Origin of the sequence: Micromonospora sp. AP08 (assembly GCF_008085935.1) — a bacterium.
GTDB classification, from domain to species: domain Bacteria; phylum Actinomycetota; class Actinomycetes; order Mycobacteriales; family Micromonosporaceae; genus Micromonospora; species Micromonospora chersina.
The window spans coordinates 159,319-178,567 of sequence record NZ_VSEZ01000013.1; the positions used below are offsets into that span (position 1 = coordinate 159,319).

Annotated in this window: 18 protein-coding genes and 2 tRNA genes; 12 read left to right on the forward strand and 8 right to left on the reverse strand. The window is 72.5% G+C overall.

Annotated elements, in window-relative coordinates:
* Positions 1-35: 35 nt before the first annotated feature.
* Positions 36-506 (forward strand): ribose-5-phosphate isomerase, encoded by a 471-nt coding sequence (locus FXF50_RS21850; RefSeq protein WP_148430735.1) that lies wholly within the window; start codon positions 36-38, stop codon positions 504-506.
* Between the two features lie 38 nt (positions 507-544).
* Here the strand turns inward: FXF50_RS21850 and FXF50_RS21855 are convergent, their stop codons facing one another.
* Positions 545-922 (reverse strand): hypothetical protein, encoded by a 378-nt coding sequence (locus FXF50_RS21855; protein ID WP_148430737.1) that lies wholly within the window; start codon positions 920-922, stop codon positions 545-547.
* A gap of 37 nt (positions 923-959) precedes the next feature.
* Positions 960-2,180: a GNAT family N-acetyltransferase gene (locus tag FXF50_RS21860; RefSeq protein WP_148430739.1), complete on the reverse strand. Its 1,221-nt coding sequence runs from the start codon at positions 2,178-2,180 to the stop codon at positions 960-962.
* Positions 2,181-2,279: 99 nt separating this feature from the next.
* Here FXF50_RS21860 and FXF50_RS21865 point away from each other — a divergent pair, with 99 nt between their 5' ends.
* Positions 2,280-2,810, forward strand: a complete 531-nt coding sequence (locus tag FXF50_RS21865; protein ID WP_148430741.1) for a hypothetical protein — start codon at positions 2,280-2,282, stop codon at positions 2,808-2,810.
* Between the two features lie 145 nt (positions 2,811-2,955).
* Here the strand turns inward: FXF50_RS21865 and FXF50_RS21870 are convergent, their stop codons facing one another.
* Entirely contained in the window at positions 2,956-3,210 is a 255-nt protein-coding gene (locus FXF50_RS21870) for a hypothetical protein (protein ID WP_148430743.1), read from the reverse strand.
* 145 nt (positions 3,211-3,355) lie between these two features.
* Here FXF50_RS21870 and FXF50_RS21875 point away from each other — a divergent pair, with 145 nt between their 5' ends.
* Positions 3,356-5,236: a propionyl-CoA synthetase gene (locus tag FXF50_RS21875; protein WP_148430745.1), complete on the forward strand. Its 1,881-nt coding sequence runs from the start codon at positions 3,356-3,358 to the stop codon at positions 5,234-5,236.
* Here FXF50_RS21875 and FXF50_RS30145 read toward each other — a convergent pair.
* On the reverse strand, positions 5,226-8,240 hold the full coding sequence (locus tag FXF50_RS30145) for an Hsp70 family protein (RefSeq protein WP_148430747.1): 3,015 nt from the start codon (positions 8,238-8,240) through the stop codon (positions 5,226-5,228). The genes FXF50_RS21875 and FXF50_RS30145 overlap by 11 nt on opposite strands.
* A 297-nt stretch (positions 8,241-8,537) precedes the next feature.
* On the opposite strand from FXF50_RS30145, the gene FXF50_RS21885 reads away from it, so the two are divergent.
* The gene (locus FXF50_RS21885) at positions 8,538-10,766 is read left to right on the forward strand and encodes a hypothetical protein (protein ID WP_187399762.1); all 2,229 of its coding nucleotides are present in this window, start codon (positions 8,538-8,540) and stop codon (positions 10,764-10,766) included.
* Positions 10,767-10,833: 67 nt separating this feature from the next.
* Positions 10,834-11,199, forward strand: a complete 366-nt coding sequence (locus tag FXF50_RS21890; protein WP_148430751.1) for a hypothetical protein — start codon at positions 10,834-10,836, stop codon at positions 11,197-11,199.
* Positions 11,200-11,312: 113 nt separating this feature from the next.
* Here the strand turns inward: FXF50_RS21890 and FXF50_RS21895 are convergent.
* Positions 11,313-11,386, reverse strand: a tRNA-Gly gene (locus FXF50_RS21895).
* Positions 11,387-11,525: 139 nt separating this feature from the next.
* Between FXF50_RS21895 and FXF50_RS21900 the strand changes: the two genes are divergently transcribed.
* The 5 genes from FXF50_RS21900 (at position 11,526) to clpX (ending at position 16,090) form a co-directional block, all read left to right on the forward strand.
* Positions 11,526-11,599: transfer RNA gene (locus tag FXF50_RS21900), tRNA-Pro, on the forward strand.
* A 145-nt stretch (positions 11,600-11,744) separates the two neighbouring features.
* A complete protein-coding gene (gene tig / locus FXF50_RS21905; protein WP_148430753.1) occupies positions 11,745-13,091 on the forward strand; it encodes a trigger factor in 1,347 nt (448 codons plus the stop codon).
* 173 nt (positions 13,092-13,264) lie between these two features.
* Positions 13,265-13,906 (forward strand): ATP-dependent Clp protease proteolytic subunit, encoded by a 642-nt coding sequence (locus FXF50_RS21910; protein ID WP_088960728.1) that lies wholly within the window; start codon positions 13,265-13,267, stop codon positions 13,904-13,906.
* Positions 13,907-13,916: 10 nt separating this feature from the next.
* On the forward strand, positions 13,917-14,579 hold the full coding sequence (locus FXF50_RS21915) for an ATP-dependent Clp protease proteolytic subunit (RefSeq protein ID WP_091319117.1): 663 nt from the start codon (positions 13,917-13,919) through the stop codon (positions 14,577-14,579).
* A 215-nt stretch (positions 14,580-14,794) separates the two neighbouring features.
* Positions 14,795-16,090: an ATP-dependent Clp protease ATP-binding subunit ClpX gene (clpX, locus tag FXF50_RS21920; RefSeq protein WP_091319119.1), complete on the forward strand. Its 1,296-nt coding sequence runs from the start codon at positions 14,795-14,797 to the stop codon at positions 16,088-16,090.
* Between the two features lie 24 nt (positions 16,091-16,114).
* On the opposite strand, the gene FXF50_RS21925 is transcribed toward clpX, so the two are convergent.
* Positions 16,115-16,738: a helix-turn-helix domain-containing protein gene (locus FXF50_RS21925; RefSeq protein ID WP_148430755.1), complete on the reverse strand. Its 624-nt coding sequence runs from the start codon at positions 16,736-16,738 to the stop codon at positions 16,115-16,117.
* A gap of 41 nt (positions 16,739-16,779) precedes the next feature.
* Here FXF50_RS21925 and FXF50_RS21930 point away from each other — a divergent pair, with 41 nt between their 5' ends.
* Together FXF50_RS21930 and FXF50_RS21935 are read left to right on the forward strand one after the other, a co-directional pair.
* Complete coding sequence (locus tag FXF50_RS21930; RefSeq protein WP_148430757.1) at positions 16,780-17,613, forward strand: EamA family transporter; 834 nt, start codon at positions 16,780-16,782, stop codon at positions 17,611-17,613.
* Between the two features lie 40 nt (positions 17,614-17,653).
* Entirely contained in the window at positions 17,654-18,451 is a 798-nt protein-coding gene (locus tag FXF50_RS21935; protein WP_148430759.1) for a carbon-nitrogen hydrolase family protein, read from the forward strand.
* 6 nt (positions 18,452-18,457) lie between these two features.
* Here the strand turns inward: FXF50_RS21935 and FXF50_RS21940 are convergent, their stop codons facing one another.
* Both FXF50_RS21940 and FXF50_RS29585 read right to left on the reverse strand, forming a co-directional pair.
* Positions 18,458-18,685 (reverse strand): hypothetical protein, encoded by a 228-nt coding sequence (locus tag FXF50_RS21940; protein ID WP_187399763.1) that lies wholly within the window; start codon positions 18,683-18,685, stop codon positions 18,458-18,460.
* Positions 18,686-19,054: 369 nt separating this feature from the next.
* Positions 19,055-19,249, reverse strand: a 195-nt coding sequence (locus FXF50_RS29585; protein WP_222866081.1) for a hypothetical protein, incomplete at its 5' end; no start/stop codon positions are given.

Consider the following 19,249-nt stretch of genomic DNA (forward strand, 5'->3'; position numbering starts at 1 on the left):
GCCGGCACGGGGGCGGGCCTGTCAGACTGCGCGGTATGCGCGTCTACCTGGGATCCGATCACGCCGGTTTCGAGCTGAAGGTGCACCTCGCCAACCACCTGGCCAAGCAGGGGTACGAGGTGGTCGACGTCGGCCCGCACGCCTTCGACCCGGACGACGACTACCCGGCGTTCTGCCTGCACACCGGGCAGCGCGTGGTCGACGACCAGGGCAGCCTCGGCGTGGTCATCGGTGGCTCCGGCAACGGCGAGCAGATCGCCGCCAACAAGGTCGCCGGGGTCCGGGCGGCGCTCGCCTGGAACATCGACACCGCCCAGCTGGCCCGCGAGCACAACGACGCCAACATCGTCGCGATCGGCGGCCGGCAGCACACCCTGGACGAGGCGACCGCCCTGGTCGAGGCGTTCCTCACCACCCCGTTCTCGGGCAACCCCCGGCACGCCCGGCGGATCGCCCAGGTCGCCGACTACGAGCAGAGCCGCCAGCTTCCCGACCTGCCCGCCTGACGCCGCGCGGACGGGCGCGCCCGCGCGGGTCGCGCCCGTCACCGCCCGCTGCGGGGCAGTTCCTCCCGGGGCACCCAGTTGCGGCGGACGATCACCACCCGGGCCTCGGCCTCGGCCAGGTCCTCCTCGGTCGGCCGGGCGGCGTCCCGCGCCCGCAGCGCGGCGGTCACGCTCACCTGCGACGAGCCGGAGCCGACCAGGCCGCGCAGCCCCCGCTCGCCCTCGTCGGCGGGCGGCCCCGGACGCCGGCCCCGTGGCTCCGACTCCGGCTCCGCGCGTCTGGCGCCGCCGCGTGGCGGCCGGGGGGCCACGTCGTCGTGCACCGCGGCCGTGCTCGCGCTCGGGCCGTCGGCGTCCGGCGGCCCGCCGTCGCCGTGGTGCCGCAGCCGTCGTCGCCGGCGCTCCGCATCACCCATCACCCGACCGTACCGGGCGCGGGAGGCGCCGGGGGAGTCAGAAGACCTCCATGGGCGCCGGGGCGCGGTGCCAGCCGAAGGCCGGGGCCGTCGTCGCCACCGTCCCGGGGACCAGCTCCCGGACCCGGCCGGCGGCGGCGAGCGCGGCCAGGCCGGCGCCGCCCAGGTAGAGCTCGCCGAGGGCGCGGACGTCGCAGGCCAGCCCGGCCGGCGCCGCGGTGGCGGTGCACTCCGCCCCGGACGGGCCGCCGACCAGCCGCCACCGGCCGCCGTTCTCGGGCAGCAGGTCGTCGGTGACCTCGACCACCACGTCGACGTCGGTGGCGTACCGGCGGGCGGCCAGCGCGGCCGGCACGTCCACCACGCGCACCCAGAGGGCGTCGGCGAGCTGGGCGCCGAGCTGCCGCGGCTCGTCCACCAGCCGGAACAGCGGCTCGTCCACGGCGGCGATCGGGAACGACACCCGGCGGGTCAGGTCGATCGAGAGCAGCAGCCGCCACAGCGCCAGGTACGCCTCCGGCCGGGCCGCCACCACCTCGCCCACCTGGACCTCGGCCCGCGGCCCGGTGCCGGCCCACTCCTCCTTCGTCCGGTAGAGCGCGTACCCGTCGAGGCCGTCCGGCCCCTCGTGCAGCAGCACCCGGCGCTCGGTGGCGCCGCCCCGCAGCCCCTTCACGTCGGCGAGGACGTAGTCCCACCAGGGCTCGCTCCGGTGCGACCAGCCGGGGCGGTCGGCGCGCACCCGCTCGTACAGCCGGGCCAGCTCGGCCCGGTGCGGCGCCGGTCGGTCGAGGCGGAGGGTGCCCTCGGCGGGCGTCGGGTCCGGCAGTCGCAGCCCGAGGGTGTCGCCGGCCAGGACGAACCGCTGCGCGGCCAGGCCGTAGCCGAACCGGGGATAGATCCGGCCCTCGCTGGCCCAGAGCACCGCGAGCGGCTCCCGGCCGGCGTCGCGGACCTCGCGGAGCTGCCGGCGCATCAGCCCGGTGAGCAGCCCGCGCCGGCGGTGCGTCGGGGCGACCGAGACCATGGTCACGTGCGCGGCCGGCACGCTGGCCCCGGGCACGGCCAGGTCGCGGGTGAACGCTGCGGCGTGCGCCACGGCGGTCGCGCCGTCGCGGACCAGCAGCGACCGGTCCGGTTCGAAGATCCCGCGCTCGACCTTCCGCAGTTCGGGGTCGACGTCGCCGTGGAAGGCGAGCGCCAGCAACTCGGCGATCTCGTCGAAGTCCTCGGCCCGGGGCACCAACGCGTCAATCATCGGATGTGTCTAACCCATCACCTTCGGGGTCGGCACCCTATTTGCCGGCTCGCTACCCTCGGAACCGTGCCCGGCGTGGGTCGAGGGGGAGGACACGAGATGGCGGACCAGACACAGCCGTGGGCCGAGCGGACGGTCGAGGTGCCGCCGCAGCCCGGCGTGGTGCCCCCGCAGCGGGACCCGTTCCGGCGCGGGGTGGCGGCCGTCGGCCAGCCGCGTACGCCCCGGACCGAGCAGTTCCCCGCCGTCGACTCCGGCGACTGGACGGGTGATTCGTCGCCCCGGCGCCCGATGGGCTGGCACCTCGCCCAGCTCCGCCGGGGCGGGGAGTGGAGCGCGGCCGGCGCCCTGTTCGCCTTCGTCTGCTGGGGCATCTGGGCGATCTCCGGCCGGGGCGATCTGACCGCCCCGCTGCTCACCTTCGTCCTCAGCCTGCTGACCGCCGTCGGCCTGTTCGCCCTGGCCCGCCTGCTCGGCCGGCTGGTCCTGGAACGGCAGCTCGGCCGGGTCCGCCGCAGCGCCCGCGGTGCGCACCTGGTGACGGCGCTCTTCCTGGCCGGCGTGGGGGTGGCCTACCTCCAGCAGACCGAGTGGGTGGTCTCCGCCTGGAACTGGGTGACCGGCAACTGACACCGTGGCCGCGGGCGGGCGGCCCCCCGCCGCCCGCCCGCGCGCCCGGTCGCGGAACGCCGCGACGCCGGTCGTCACTCCACCAGGACGGCGCTCGCATTACCCGGCCGGACGCGGTTCATCCGTCGCCCGGTGGGCTGAGCGGTCACCGGCCCTCGGCGTCGGCCTTCGGGGAGGCCACCCGTGCCGCCGGATCCTCGACGCCCGGCTCGCCGCCGCCCGGCGCCACCATCCCGTCGTAGTTGTAGACGACGCCACCCTCGCCGTGCTGCTGCGTGGTCCGGATGTAGCGGTGGATCATGCCGTCGATCTCGATCTCCAACAGGGCCTGGTCACCCGCGTCCTGGCTGCTGCCGTCCCGGGGACCGCCCACCAGGTACGCCTTCGTGTTCGTCTCCATGTGCCAGCCGTACCCCTGCCGGGCCGGGCGGAAACGGTGACCGCCACCGGCGGAGCCGGGCCGTTCACCGAGCCGGGGCGTGCTTCCGGCGCACCCGACCCGGTCAGCCGTTGCGCCGGCCCGGGGCTGCGGCCAGCATGACGGGATGGGCGCGTATCGATCAGCGTACGAGCGGAGCATCGCCGACCCGGCCGGCTTCTGGCGGGAGGCCGCGGCGGACCTCGACTGGCACCGGGCGCCGGAGCGGATCCTCGACGACAGCGGCGCCCCGCTGTACCGCTGGTTCCCCGACGGTGTGCTGAACACCTGCCACAACGCGCTCGACCGGCACGTGGCGGCCGGCCGGGGCGACCAGCCCGCCCTGATCCACGACAGCCCGGTCACCGGCACGGTCCGCACCCTCAGCTACGCCGAACTGCTCGCCGAGACCGCCCGGTTCGCCGGAGCGCTGCGCCGGCTGGGCGTCGGCCGGGGCGACCGGGTGCTGCTCTACCTGGCCATGGTGCCGGAGGCGGTGATCGCCATGCTGGCCTGCGCGCGGATCGGCGCGGTGCACTCGGTGGTCTTCGGCGGCTTCGCCGCCCACGAGCTGGCCGTCCGCATCGACGACGCGCGGCCAGCCGTGGTGGTCGCCACCTCCTGCGGCATCGAGGTGGACCGGGTGGTGCCCTACCACCCGATCCTCGCCGCCGCCCTGGACGAGGCGACCCACGCCCCGGCGCACTGCGTGATCGTGCAGCGCCCCCAGGAGCCCGCTCCGCTGCTTCCCGGCCGCGACCTGACCTGGGACGAGGTGATGGCCGACGCCGAGCCGGTGGAGTGCGTGCCGGTCGCCGCGACCGACCCGCTCTACATCCTCTACACCTCCGGCACCACCGGCCGGCCCAAGGGCGTGGTGCGGGACAACGGCGGGCACGCCGTGGCGCTGCGCTGGTCGATGCGGAACGTCTACGGCATCGAGCCGGGCGACGTCTTCTGGGCCGCCTCCGACGTGGGCTGGGTGGTCGGCCACTCCTACATCGTGTACGCGCCGCTGCTCACCGGCGCCACCACCGTGCTCTACGAGGGCAAGCCGGTCGGCACCCCGGACGCCGGAGCGTTCTGGCGGGTGGTCGCCCAGCACCGGGTGGCCGCCCTGTTCACGGCGCCCACCGCGATCCGGGCCATCCGCCGGCAGGACCCGGACGGCGCGCTCCTGGCCGGCCACGACCTGAGCAGCCTGCGTACCCTCTTCCTGGCCGGCGAGCGGCTGGACCCGGACACCTGGGCGTGGGCGGGGGAGCGGCTCGGCGTACCCGTGGTGGACAACTGGTGGCAGACGGAGACCGGCTGGCCGGTGGCGGCCAACCCGCGCGGCCTGGAACCGCTCCCCATCAAGCCTGGCTCGCCCTCGGTGCCCGTTCCCGGCTACGACGTCCGGGTGGTCGACGGCGGCGGCCGGGAGGTGCCGCCGGGCACCGACGGCTCGATCGTGATCCGGCTGCCCCTGCCACCGGGCTGCCTGCCCACCCTCTGGGGCGACGACGAGCGCTTCGTCCGCTCCTACCTGGCCACCTTCCCCGGCTACTACCTGACCGGCGACGGCGGCCGGTTCGACGACGACGGCTACCTCTACGTGATGGGCCGCACCGACGACGTGATCAACGTCGCCGGGCACCGCCTCTCGACCGGGGCGATGGAGGAGGTGCTGGCGACGCACCCGGCGGTCGCCGAGTGCGCGGTGATCGGCGTGGCCGACGCGCTCAAGGGCCAGGTGCCCAGCGGGTACGTGGTGCTCAAGGCCGGCGCCGACGCGGACCCGGACGCGCTCGCCGGTGAGCTGGTCGCCCTGGTCCGGCAACGGATCGGGCCGGTGGCCGCGTTCCGCCGGGTGACCGTGGTGCCGGCGCTGCCCAAGACCCGCTCCGGCAAGATCCTCCGCCGGACCATGCGCGGGCTGGTCGAGGGGCGGGACGAGCCGGTGCCGCCGACCATCGAGGACCCGGCGGCGCTGGCGGTCTTCCGCGACCTCGGGGCTACTCCTTGACGAAGCGGTGGAGCACGAAGTCCTCCTCCGAGCCGCACACGATGATCTGGGTGTTCCAGGAGCAGGAGTCGCCCCGCACGTCCTTCAGCTCGCCGAGCTGGGTCACCGTGCCCGACCCGGCGCCCACCCCGGCCACGCTGCGGTCGTCCACCCCGCTGTCCAGCGGGTCGGCGAAGACCAGCAGGTTGCCGGCGTCGACCCGGACGGCCACCCCGTCCTCGTCGTCGAACACCTTCGTCCCGTCCGGCGCGAAGAGGGTCGCCGCCGGCTCGGGATAGAGCCGCCGGGCCAGCACCCGCTCGCCGACCGGCACGAGCTGGGTCATCCCGGGCGCCGGCCACCGCTTGGCGTCCTTGCCCTCCTGCGCGGCCACCACCACGGCGGTCTTGTCGTCGGAGTCGGTCACCTCCAGCAGGCAGGCCCGGTGCTCCCCGCACGGCGCCAGCGCCTTGGCCCGCCGGTTGGCGTCCTCCGCCCGGTAGAGCACGCTCGGCTGCGCCTGCTTCCCCAGGTCGTAGGCGAGCAGCCGCCCGTCGTCGCCCGCCACGTAGAGCCGGTCCTCGTGGGCGGCCACCAGATCGTCCGGCTCGGCCACGGCCTTCCAGTCGCGGATCACGTCGCCCGACCCGAGGTCGATCAGCCGGACCGACATGTCGGCGCTCACCTGCACGAGCTGATCGACCGGGCCCTGCTCCGGGTCGCGGGGCGAACCGTCGCCGTACCCGGGGCCGGAAACCGCCTCGTCGGTGGTCACCGGGTGCACGCTGTCGCGCGTGCTGCCGTACTGGTCGGTCAGGTCGGCCAGCGACCACTTCTCGTCGCCGTCGCTCAGCCTGAGTCCGACGAGCCGCTTCCGCTCGTGGTCGGTGACCACGACCACGTCCCTGCCGACGAACATCTCGTCGTCCCCCTGCACGGTGTGCCGCCAGCGGGAACCGCCTTTCCCACCGTCGAGCACCTCGAGCTGGCGCGGGCTGCTGCTGCCCGCGGCGTCCGCGAGCAGCGCCACCGCGCCGGGCAGCGCCACCACGCCGGCCCACCGGTCGGCCGTGGTGGCGCTCTCCCTGCGCCACAGCTCCTTGCCGGTGCCCGCCTCGACGGCCACCACCGCCAGCCGGTCGTCCTCGCGGGGATAGGCCAGGTAGGCGCGGTCGCCCGCGACCGCCGTGAACATCTCCACGGGCCGCTCCCCGCCCGCCGCGACGCGGACGGGCTTGCCGAACGCCTCGAAGTCCAGCTCCGGGTGGCGGTCCCGGGTCAGGTAGAGCACGGTCGCGGTGGCCACCCCGGCCAGGGCCACCACGGCGCCCACCGAGATCCACAGCGCCCGCCGGCGCCGGCCCCCGCCGGTCGGCGCGGCCGGCGACCCGGGCGCCCCGTTCCCGGGTACGCCGGGCCAGCCCGGCCATGCGCCCGGCTGGTGCGGGATGCCGGGACCCTGCGGAGGCACGCCGCCGACCGGCGAACCGGACGGCAGGGGCGCGGACGCCGGCGTACCCGGGGCCGGTGAGTGCGGGGCCACGACGGTGCCGTGCGGTCCGGCGGCGAGCGGTGTGCCCTGCGGTCCGGGGGCGACCCACGTGCCGTTCGGGCCGGCCGGCGCCGCGCCCTGCTGCTGCGGTCCGGCGGCGAGGGTGGTGCCGTCCGGCGCGGCGGTCGGGAGGACGGGTGTCCGCTGGTCGGCGGCGGGGGGCATCCCGGCGGGCAGCGTGCCGGCGCGGCCGAGACCGGGCAGCGTGCCGGCCGGGCCGGGGTCCGGCGTCGCGGCGCCCGGGGTCGCTGCGTCCGGGGTCGCGGCCGACGGCGGGCCGGCGGGGGCCGCGCCGACCGGGGCCAGCGGCAGCGGCGGGGCGGCCGGCCGGTTCCGCCGCAGCGGCAGGTCGGTCAGCGCGCCCTCGGCGACCGGCAGTTCGGGCTGCTCCAGCACGGTCGGCGCGATCCCCAGCTCGGCGTGGAGCAGCCGCGCCACCAGGGGGATCCGCGACGAGCCACCCACCAGGAACAGCCCGGCGAGCCGCTCCGGGGTCAGCCCGGCCGCGGCGATCACCCGCCGGGTCTCGGCGACCGCCCGCCGCAGCAGCGGGGTGGCCACCCCCTCCAGCTCCGCCCGGGTCAGCGACATGGCGGCCGGCACCCCCGGCACCGCTACCGGCGCCACCGTGGTGCGGGACAGCATCTCCTTCGCGCCCCGGACGTGCTCGACGAACTGGAGGCGCTCCCGCCACCCGGTGGTGTCGGTGGGCTCGCTCAGCCGCGCCCACACCGCCGGGTGGGTGGCGGCGACCCGCTCGCCGACCAGCGCGAGGAGGGCGGCGTCCAGGTCCAGCCCGCCCAGGTCGTCGAGGCCGCCGCAGGCGATCACCCGGAAGCCGGAGTCACCCCACGGGTCCGCGCCCTCGTTGCGGACCACGGCGACGTCCAGCGTCCCGCCGCCGAAGTCGAAGACCGCCACCGACTCGCCCACCGGGACCGGCCGGCGCAGCACCTCCGTGTAGTAGCGGGCGGCCGCGACCGGCTCGCGCAGCAGCCGGGTACCGGGCGGGGTGGGACCGGAGAGGGTGTGCTCGGCCGCCGACGGCCAGCCGGCCAGGGCGAGCGCCTCGGCGAGCACCTGCCGCCGGTCGGCGTCCCAGGTGGCCGGGCAGGTGACCACCGCGGGCGGCAGGAACCCCAGCGCGCCCACCGCGGCTTCGCCCACCGCGCGCAGCACCCCGCCGAGCAGCTCGGCCGGGCGGTACCGACGGTCGCCGAGGACCACCTCCGCCTCGTCGACGCGGCGCTTGGGGTTCGGCTCGTAGCGGTCGGGGTCGGCGTGGGCCAGTCGCAGCGCGTCCCGCCCCACGTGCAGGCGCCCGTCGGTGTCGGCGTACACACCGGACGGCAGGATCGGCTCCCCCTCCACCAGCAGCGGGCGGGTACGCCCGTCGGGCCAGCGCAGCACGGCCACGGTGTTCGAGGTGCCGAGGTCCACGCCGAGGGCGAAACCGTCCTGCTGGCCTGACATCCGTCGCTACCTCCACCCGACGAGGGGATGTCCGGCCCCGCATCGTACGCAGCACCCGCCGCCCGGCGATCTCCGGCGGTCGGCCCCGAGCGGCCGAACTATCCCGTGATTCGCCGGAATCGCGGGCACGCGATTCATCCAGGCCGGGAAGCGCAGCCCAACGGAACTGGCGACGGTGAATCATTGGTTGTCCTGCGCTCTGGCTTTCTCAAACCCGCCTCCCTGTGTTGTGCTGTATCCGGACCGTGGATTTCGCTTCGGGATGGACGGGCTGTTGTGGTTGATCGTCAAGGGTCGGTGGAGCGACAAATTCTCGCCTGCATCGAACGCCGTGGCCAGGACATCCCGGGTTCACTCCTGCTGCGGCTGGCGCGCCTGCCCCGGCACCAGATGACGCGCGGTGCCGTCGGCCTGTTGAACAACATCCTGGACCATCTCTTCGAATATGGCGTATCCGGGCGATCGGACACCTCGGACACCGACGATGCTCAGAGCGAGAGCACCAGGGACTTTGTCAAGGCCGCCGACCTGGCGGCTTCTCGGATTTCCACCATGGAATTCGACGGTGCCCCCTTTCTCGCCGGGATCATCTCCTTCATCGCGCTGAACGTGGAACTTCTACGCCGCAGATTCGAGCCGCCAGACCTCACCGCGCAACAGGAGTCGGACGAGTTCTGCCGAAAACTCCTGAAGCGGCCGGAGATTCGCGACGCGATTTACGCCATCTACGCTCCGCCTCGTCGTGCTGGTGGCGGTGAGTCGGCCGCCGAATCGGAGTGGGCGCGGCTGGACCCGGCGACGTTCCGCTACTACAAGGCGGGAACGACATCCGCGATCCTGGCCGCCGGGTACCGCGACTCCGACCAGCGCGCCAGCGACCAGTGGGTGCTGAAATGCGTCCTCTTCCCCTGGAACAAGATGTCCGCGGTCGCCAAGGCCACGGAGAGCTATGCCGCCACGTACGGCTCGGCGCGGAGGGTCCCCTCGGTGGTCCAGCCCGTCGCCTCCACGAGTCGCTGGGTGCTCATGCCCAGGCAGGACGGCGATACGCTGCGGGAGCGGATCAACAAGCTCTGGGAACATCGTGATGTCCCGCCGGGCCAAGCCGTCGCCGAGGCGAAGCGCGTGGCAGGCGCGCTCGTCGTGGCGCTCCGGCTGCTGGCCGATTCCGCCGAGGAACCGGATGATCAGGCCGCTCGACCGCCGGAGCACGGCCGGTTCCGCCAGCACCTCGACCTTTCTCCGAGCAACGTCATCCTCGCGCCCGACGGGCCGGCGAAGTTGATCGACCTGGGCCGGAACCACCTCTACAGCCGTCAGGTCGGCATCGCCGAGCACGACGATTCCGTCTATGTCGCGCCGGAGGTGAAGAACCGGGGAGCGGCCGGCACCTCGGACGTCTACTCCCTCGGGGTGATCTTGACCGAGATCCTCTCGGGCAGCCCACCCCGCGACGGACGCGTTCCAGACTCCATCTACGAGATGAGCCCGGCGCTCGGACGCGCGCTCGACGACCTCCTGGAGGAGGACCCGCACCGACGTCTGCTCCTGGCGCCCAGGTCGGACGGGACGGTCTACGACCGGGTCTCGCTGCTGCTGGAAGCGGCGTTCGCCCAGGTCGAGGCCGAGCCGGTCGTCGACCCGTCCCGGGCTTGGCGCACGTACGCGAGGTTCGCGGCCTCCTCCCGGGAACTGCCTTCCCAGTTCCGCAAGTGGCGGGAGGTGCGCAAGCGGGGCGGCGACGAGGCGTACCTGCTGTTCTTCTCGCTGGTCGCGACGCTCGCCTGGTGGGGCGTCTTCGCCCGGGTGGCGGTTCCGCAGGTGCCGGACTTCATTAAGGACTTCCCGAAGTTGCCCGCCATGCCGGAGGCCGCCAAACTCATCGCCTTCGCCCAAGCCATGGTCGCGGCCAAGTACTACCAGACCATCCTTGCCCGGCTGACGACCCGTCACCTCGACGGTTGGCTGGCGAGGGCGGCCGAGGTGTCGATGCGGTTGATGACCGTCGTCGCGCTGCCCACCACCGTGATCGCCGTGAGCTGGCAACCTCGCCTCTGGGCGTGGTCGTGTGCCGCCGGTGCCGTTCTGGTGGCTTGCAACAACCTGCTCATCCTGCTGACGGCGCGCAAGTTGTTCGCCGCCGGACGCGCCGCCGGGTTCTCCACCGTCCCGCCGCCTGACCATCAGTTCCCCCGAGGCTTCGAACAGTGGTGGTGGACGATGCTGCTCTACGGCCTGGTGATCGGAGTGATCGCGGCGGGACTCCAGGGCGGCTGGATGAAGGACGAGTCGGCATACGTGTTCGGCCTGCTGCTGATCAACATTGGCATCCACTACATCGCGAAGTGTGCGATGGCGGGGCCCTCGGTGCGGGGTGGACTCGCGCGCAGCATCCTGGCCGGCGAACGCTTGGCGGCCAGCGGTGCACCTGACCTCCGGCCCTCGCAGGGCGTCCCGTCCGTGCTTCGGCTGATTCCCGGACGGCGCACCGCCGTGGAGCAGAAGCAGGCCGGAGCCGCACCGTGACGTGTGGCGCGGGCGACGGGAATCGTCCGGGGCACCGGCTACTGGCACGGCGGCCTATTCTGCTGCGATGCAGACGACGGTGGAGAGACCGGCGGGTGTCGGCCGGTCGATGTGGGCAGTCGTGTGGGTACAGGTACTGGTTGTTCTGGCCTACACCTACGCCGTGGTCGCCTACCTGGTAACTGATGCCGCCTACTTCCCCGAGCAGGCCCCGCCGGCTTGGTCCTGGCCAGCGGTCGCCGCGGTCGGCGTGGGCTTCATTCCGGGGCTGCTCTGCCTGCTGGTGGCGTTACCGTTGTTGGCCTCGGCCGACTTCCGAGCCGAGCATCGCCAGTGGCGCCTGCTGGGGACCGTCAGCGCTGCCAACGTGATCATGCTGCTTGTCATGGCGACACCGCCCGGGTGGGAGCTGTTCGACTGGTACGTCGGATAGTCACCCGGTAGCCGGCACCCGCCCAGAGCGCGCTACTGACGGTCGCCGCTGGTGGATGGCACGCGGACAGGCTCAGGTGCCGTGATCATGCGGTCTACCTGGGCCTTCTTGCTTGGAGCGGGCGACGGGAATCGAACCCGCACCGTCAGTTTGGAAGACTGAAGCTCTGCCATTGAGCTACGCCCGCGTGCGCCCCGCTCTCGCGGGACGCGCCCGACAGCCTACCGAATCCCGGAACCGGACGCGCAGCGCCGTACCGCGCGCCGCCCCGGGACCGCCCCGGTGCCCGTCCGGCGGGCCCGGACGGCATACACTCTTCGTCGCCACGGGGTGTGGCGCAGCTTGGTAGCGCACTCGCTTTGGGAGCGAGGGGCCGTGGGTTCAAATCCCGCCACCCCGACTGTCGTTCGCGACCGGGTCGTCCGGGAACCGCCGATTTTTTCCGCGCGGTACCCGGGCGCTGCCGATGCCGCAGGCCGGCTCGCCTACACTCGATGCGCGCAATCACGCCCAGACTCAACTGAGATCCGTCAAGGAGTACGCCTGTGAAGAGCACCGTCGAGACTCTGAGCCCGACGCGCGTGCGGCTCGCCATCGAGGTGCCGTTCGTCGAGCTCGAGCCGAGCCTCAGGAAGGCGTACCGGGAGATCGGCCAGCAGGTCCAGGTTCCCGGCTTCCGCCGGGGCAAGGTTCCCGCCGCCGTCATCGACCAGCGGGTGGGCCGGGGCACCGTCCTCAACGAGGCGGTGCAGGAGGCCATCCCGCAGAACATCATGGCCGCGGTCCGCGAGCACGACCTGAAGACGCTCGGCCGTCCCGAGGTGGAGATCACCGAGTTCAACGACGGTGACTCGCTCAACTTCACCGCCGAGGTGGACGTCCGGCCGGAGATCACCCTGCCGGACCCGGCCACCATCGAGGTGACCGTCGACGAGATCCAGATCGCCGACAGCGAGATCGACGAGCAGGTCAACAGCCTGCGCGAGCGGTTCGCGACGCTGAAGACCGTCGAGCGGGCCGCCCAGGAGGGCGACTTCGTCCAGATCGACCTCAACGCCACCGTCGACGGCGAGGACGTGCCGGGCGGTCAGGCGAGCAACATCTCGCACGAGGTCGGCAGCAAGCAGCTCCTGCCGGGGCTGGACGAGGCCCTCGTCGGCCTGGCCGCCGGTGACAGCACCACCTTCTCCACTCAGCTGGTCGGCGGCGACTTCGCCGGCCGCGACGCCGACGTGGCGGTGACCGTCCGCACGGTCAAGGAGAAGGAGCTGCCCGAGCTCAACGACGACTTCGCCCAGCTGGCCAGCGAGTTCGACACCATCGAGGAGCTGCGCGCCGACCTGCGTGAGCGGGTGACCCGGGGCAAGCAGGTCGAGCAGATCTACGCCGCTCGCGACAAGGCCCTCGAGCAGATGGTCGCCGCCGCCGAGGTGCCGGCGCCGGAGGGTGTCGTCAAGGAGGAGGTCGAGAGCCGCAAGGCCGCGATGGTCGACCAGCTCGAGCGCATCGGCGCCTCCCTGGAGGAGTACCTCGCCGCGGAGGAGAAGACCGAGGAGCAGATCGACACCGAGCTGACCGAGGCCGCGACCGAGGGCGTCAAGATCCAGCTGCTGCTGGACACCCTGGCCGACGCCGAGGACGTCCAGGTCTCCGACGACGAGTTCGGTCACGAGATCGTCCACCGCGCCCAGCGCGCCGGCATGGCCCCGCAGCAGTACTACGACCAGCTGGTCCGCTCCGGCGCCGCCGCGGCCGTCTTCGGTGACGTCCGCCGGGGCAAGGCGCTCGCCTCGGTGATGGAGAAGATCAAGATCAAGGACGCGGCGGGCAACGAGGTCTCCCTCGACGCGCTGCGGGCCCAGAACGAGGCCGAGCACGACCACCAGCACTGATCGTCGGGCGTCGGCCGCCGTCCCGCGCTCCGCGCCGGGCGGCGGCCGAAACCCTTTTCCGGGTACGCCCTGCGGGTGACTGCGCTGAGAGCGAACAGTGCCCCGACCGGGAGTACGCCCCCCGGCCGAGCGGTTAGTGTCGGGTAGGACGGTACGGAGAGCGAAGGGCTGCCATGACCGACATGCACATCCCCAAGAAGTCGCTCCGGGCGATCGAGGCCCGCGGTGGCGACTCCATTGGCAACCTCGACGACTCGGTCTACAACCGGTTGCTCAAGGAGCGGATCATCTTCCTGGGCAGCGAGGTGACCGACCAGGTCGCCAACCGCATCTGCGCGCAGCTCCTGCTGCTCGCGGCGGAGGACCCGGACCGCGACATCAACCTCTGGATCAACTCGCCGGGTGGCTCGGTCTACTCCGGCATGGCGATCTACGACACCATGCAGTTCATCGACAACGACGTGTCGACCGTGGCGATGGGCATGGCCGCGTCGATGGGCCAGCTCCTGCTCTGCGCCGGCACGAAGGGCAAGCGCTACGCGCTGCCGCACGCGCGGATCATGATGCACCAGCCCTCGGGTGGCCTCGGCGGCACCGCGTCGGACATCGCGATCCAGGCCGAGCAGATGCTCTACACCAAGCGGATGTTCCAGGAGCGGGTCGCGCACCACACCGGCCAGAGCCAGGCGCAGATCGAGGCGGACTCGGACCGGGACCGCTGGTTCACCGCCCAGGAGGCCATGGACTACGGCTTCATCGACAAGGTGATCATCGGGGCCGCGCAGGTTCCGGATGGCGCCGGGACCCTGAGCTGAGGAGCTGACGATGACCGACCTGAGCCTGCCGCCCCAGTTCGCGGCCGTGCACAACCGCTACGTCCTGCCGTCGTTCGTCGAGCGCACGTCGTACGGGATGAAGGAGTCCAACCCGTACAACAAGCTCTTCGAGGACCGGATCATCTTCCTCGGCGTCCAGGTGGACGACGCGTCGGCCAACGACGTGATGGCCCAGCTGCTGACGCTGGAGGGCACCGACCCGGACCGCGACATCATCATGTACATCAACTCGCCGGGTGGCTCGTTCACGGCCATGACGGCGATCTACGACACCATGCAGTACGTCCGCCCGGACATCCAGACCGTCTGCCTCGGCCAGGCGGCCAGCGCGGCGGCGGTGCTGCTCGCGGCGGGCACCCCGGGCAAGCGGATGGCGCTGCCCAACTCCCGGATCATCATCCACCAGCCGGCCACCGAGGGCGGCTACGGCCAGGGGTCGGACATCGAGATCCAGGCCCGGGAGATCCTGCGGATGCGGACGCAGCTGGAGGACATGCTGTCCCGCCACTGCAACCGTCCCATCGAGCAGGTCCGCAAGGACATCGACCGTGACAAGATCATGACGGCCGAGGAGTCCAAGGAGTACGGGCTGGTCGACACGATCCTGACCAGCCGCAAGAAGGGTCTGCTGGCATCTCACGCCGCCAGCTGAGCAGTGCGGGGTCGGAGGTCGGTCGGGGCGTTGTTCCCGGCCGACCTCTGACACACCCGATTTGGGGGTCGGAGAAACCTCCGGCAGCGGGTAACGTCGGGTCTGTGCCGCTTCGCAGGGTCGGACCGGCGAGGTGGGACGACAGGACGGACGGGCGCGCGGCGCCCGCAGGTCAGGGGCCGGCGCACCGGCCGACGAGTGCAGGGAGAACGTAGGTGGCACGGATCGGTGACGGCGGCGACCTACTGAAGTGCTCCTTCTGTGGCAAGTCGCAGAAGCAGGTCAAGAAGCTGATTGCGGGCCCCGGGGTCTACATCTGCGACGAGTGCATCGATCTCTGCAACGAGATCATCGAAGAGGAGCTGGCCGAGTCCGGCGAGGTGAAGTGGGAAGAGCTTCCCAAGCCGATGGAGATCTGCCAGTTCCTCGACAACTACGTCGTCGGTCAGGAGCAGGCCAAGAAAGCGCTCGCCGTCGCGGTCTACAACCACTACAAGCGGATCCAGGCGGAGGCCGCCGGCGCCCCGGGTTCCGGTAGCGACGGCGTCGAGCTGGCCAAGTCCAACATCCTGCTGCTCGGCCCGACCGGCTGCGGCAAGACCCACCTGGCGCAGACCCTGGCCCGGATGCTCAACGTCCCGTTCGCGATCGCCGACGCGACGGCGCTCACCGAGGCGGGCTACGTCGGCGAGGACGTGGAGAACATCCTCCTCAAGCTCATCCAGGCCGCCGACTACGACATCAAGCGCGCCGAGACCGGGATCATCTACATCGACGAGGTCGACAAGATCGCCCGGAAGTCGGAGAACCCGTCGATCACCCGGGACGTCTCCGGCGAGGGTGTGCAGCAGGCGCTGTTGAAGATGCTCGAGGGCACGGTGGCCAACGTGCCGCCGCAGGGCGGGCGCAAGCACCCGCACCAGGAGTTCATCCAGATCGACACCACCAACGTGCTGTTCATCTGCGGTGGCGCCTTCGCCGGCCTCGACCAGATCATCGAGGCCCGCACCGGCTCCGGCGGCACCGGCTTCGGCGCCCGGCTCCGGTCGGTCTCCGAGCGGTCGACCGACGACATCTTCAGCCAGGTCATGCCGGAGGACATGCTCAAGTTCGGGCTGATCCCCGAGTTCATCGGCCGGCTCCCGGTGATCACCAACGTGCGCAGCCTCGACCGCTCCGCGCTGGTCCGCATCCTCACCGAGCCGCGCAACGCCCTGGTCCGGCAGTACCAGCGCCTCTTCGAGCTGGACGGCGTCGAGCTGGAGTTCGAGCAGCCCGCGCTGGAGGCCATCGCCGACCAGGCGATGCTCCGCGGCACCGGCGCCCGCGGCCTGCGGGCGATCATGGAAGAGGTCCTGCTCTCCGTGATGTACGAGGTGCCGAGCAACCCCGACGCCGCCCGGGTGCTGATCACCCGCGAGGTCGTCCTGGAGAACGTCAACCCGACCATCGTTCCCCGCGAGTTCACCGGCCGGCGTGCCCGCCGGGACCGCGAGGAGAAGTCGGCCTGATCGCCCGCCGCGACCGCGCCCGGGTCAGCTCGGGCGCGGTCCGCGTGACCGGGTCCGCCGGTCCCACTCGCCCGACGGGGTGACCACCACCATGACGAGCCGTGCCGGCTCGTCGCCCGCCGTGCGGTAGCCGTGCTCCCGGTCGGCGTGGAACTCCACGGTCTCGCCGGCGCGTACGTCGTGGTCGACACCCTCGACGGTGACCGTGACGGCCCCGGCCAGCACGTGCAGCACCTCCCGGGTGCCGCGCGGATGGTCGGCGGAGTGGTGCGCCTCGCCGGGCTCCATCCGCCACTCCCACAGCTCCACCAGGTCCGGTTCGCCGAGACCGCTGAGCAGCCGCGCGGTGCCGCCGTGCCCGCCCCGCCACAGCACTGGAGCGTCGCCGGCCCGGGAGACCCGTACGGTGCTCTCCTCGGCCGGTTCGAGCAGCCGGGCGATGTTGACACCGAACGCGTCGGCGACCCGGCAGAGCGTGCCGACGCTCGGGTTGGTCCGCGCCCCCTCGATCTGCACGAGCATGCCCTTGCTCACCCCGGAGCGGCCGGCCAGTTCCTCGAAGGACCAGCCGCGGGCGGCCCGCAGCTCGCGTACCTGTCGGGCGACCGCGGAGGTCACCGCGCCCACCCGCCCTCCGGCGTCGGTCATCACACTGTCCTTCGCGGTCAATATTGTGGTACGACTGCCTGATGTTCCCCATTGTGCTCGCGGCGGTGTCCGCGGTCGCGTTCGGCACGGCCGACTTCTCCGGCGGCAAGGCGTCCCGGCACGCCGACCCGATCGCCGTGACCGTGGTGTCGCAACTGCTCAGCGTCCCGCTGCTGCTCGCCCTCGTGCTGATCGTGCCCGGCACGCCCGGTCCTCTCGACCTGGCCTGGGGGCTGGTCGCCGGGGTGGCCGGGGCGGCCGGCGTGATGCTGCTCTACAAGGCCCTGGCCGGCGGCATGATGGCCGTCGTCGCACCGGTCACCGCGATCACCGCCGCGGTCGTGCCGATCGTCGCCGGGCTGGTCACGGCCCACTCGCCGGGCACCCTCGCGCTCGCCGGCGCGGGGCTCGCCGTGGTGGCCATCGCGCTGGTGAGCCTGGGGGAGGGCGGCACCACGGGGCGGGTGTCCGGCCGCCTCATCGGCATGGCGCTCGGCGCCGGGCTGCTCTTCGGGATCTTCTTCGCGCTGCTCGGCCAGGCCGACGAGGGCGCCGGCATGTGGCCGGTGGCCGCGGTACGCGTCAGTTCCATCGCCTTCGGTCTCGCGCTCGCCGTGCGCACGGGCGTACGCCTGCGGCTGGGACCGCGCGTGCTCCGCTGGGCCGCGGCGGCCGGCCTGCTGGACTCGGCGGCCAACGCGCTCTTCCTGGCCGCCGCCGGCCGGGGGCACCTCAGCGTGGTGGCCGCCATCGCCGCGCTCTACCCGGCGAGCACCGTGCTGCTCGCGCTCGCGGTCGACCGGGAACGGCTCCGCCCGGTGCAACTGGCCGGGCTCGGCTTCGCCGCCGGCGCGCTCGTCCTGGCGAGCGTCTGAGCCCTGTCGCGGCCCGCCCGCCGCCCGTACGCTGAGCGTCATGCGTGTCGCCGTGTGTCAGCTCAACTCCCGTGACGACCGGACCGCGAATCTCGCCGCCGCCGAGGCCCTGCTGGCCCGGGCGGCGGCGGCCGGCGCGGACCTCGCCGTCCTCCCGGAGTACGTGGACTACCTCGGCCTCGCCGCCGGCATGCCCCCGGCCGAACCGGTCGACGGCGTGGTCGGCCGCTTCTTCGCGGACGCCGCCCGCCGGCTCGGCATCTGGGTGATCGCCGGCTCGTTCCACGAGGCCGGTCCGGACCCCGAGCACACCTGGAACACCTCGCTGGTCTTCGACCGGGACGGCGCGCTCGCCGCCAGCTACCGCAAGATCCACCTGTACGACGTCGAGATTCCCGGCCGGGTCTCCTACCAGGAGTCGGCCACGGTGGCGGCGGGTGAAAAGCCGGTGGTGGTCGACGTCGAGGGTCTCCGGGTCGGCCTGTCGATCTGCTACGACCTCCGGTTCCCGGAGCTCTACCGGCAACTGGCCACCGAAGGCGGGGCCGAGCTGCTGGTCGTGCCGGCCGCGTTCATGATGCACACCGGGCGCGACCACTGGGAGGTGCTGCTCCGGGCCCGGGCGATCGAGAACCAGTGCTACGTCGCGGCCGCCGGCCAGACGGGCGACCACGAGCCGGGGCGCACCTGCTTCGGGCGCAGCATGGTCGTGGACCCGTGGGGGACGGTGCTCAGCCAGGTGGCCGACGGCCCAGGGCTCGCCGCGACCGACCTGGACCTCGACCGCCTGCGGACGATCCGCGTCGAGGTGCCCAGCCTCGCCAACCGGCGGCTCTGACCCCGCTCAGCTCTCCAGCAGCACGCCGACGACGGTGAGGCCGGCGATCGCCGCCGCGGTGACGAGCAGGGCGGTGGTCATCCGGGAGGGACCGCGCCGGACGAGGCGTCCCATCGACAGCAGGACGACGGCGAGCACGAAGGCGCCGATGACCAGCTGCCAGAACGGCAGGAGGAGCCCGAGCAGGGCCTCCTCGGCGAGCGTCGTCGCCGGGAGCCGGGACACGTCATCCATGCCAGACACTCTGGCACGGATGAGCCCCCGGCGGCCCCGTCCGATCGCGGCTTTCCGCCGCCCGGCGCCGTCGTGGTGCGCCGCCGGCTCGGGCAGAGACGATCATTGATTTGCCTTCTCAGGACGGTCCGCGTAACTTTCTCTCTGCACGCGGGAGGCCGGACAAACCGGCCGAGAACGGGCGCCAGGCTGGTGGCGGCGACGCCGAGCCAGACTGAGAGATCGGGCGGTGCGGAACACCCCGAGACACGGGGTTGCGATCGCGAAGCCGACCGGGTAGAGTTCGAAAGCCGGCAGGGAGCCGGGCGGGTGGCCGCGAGAGCGGCGATCGGCCGGTCCGCCGGAAACCACGACAGTAACGACCGCCGGTCACGGCGTGCGTGAGCGTGGATCGGCTCGAACCAAGTTGATCACCTCAAACACGAGGTTGACAGCGAGGATCGCACCGAGTAAGTTAGAGAGGTTGCCCCGGACGGGGTCCTGCTGATGCGGGGTTCCGGATGGTGTGTGGTTGTTCTTTGAGAACTCAACAGGGTGCTTGATAAGCCAGTGCCAAATTGTTTG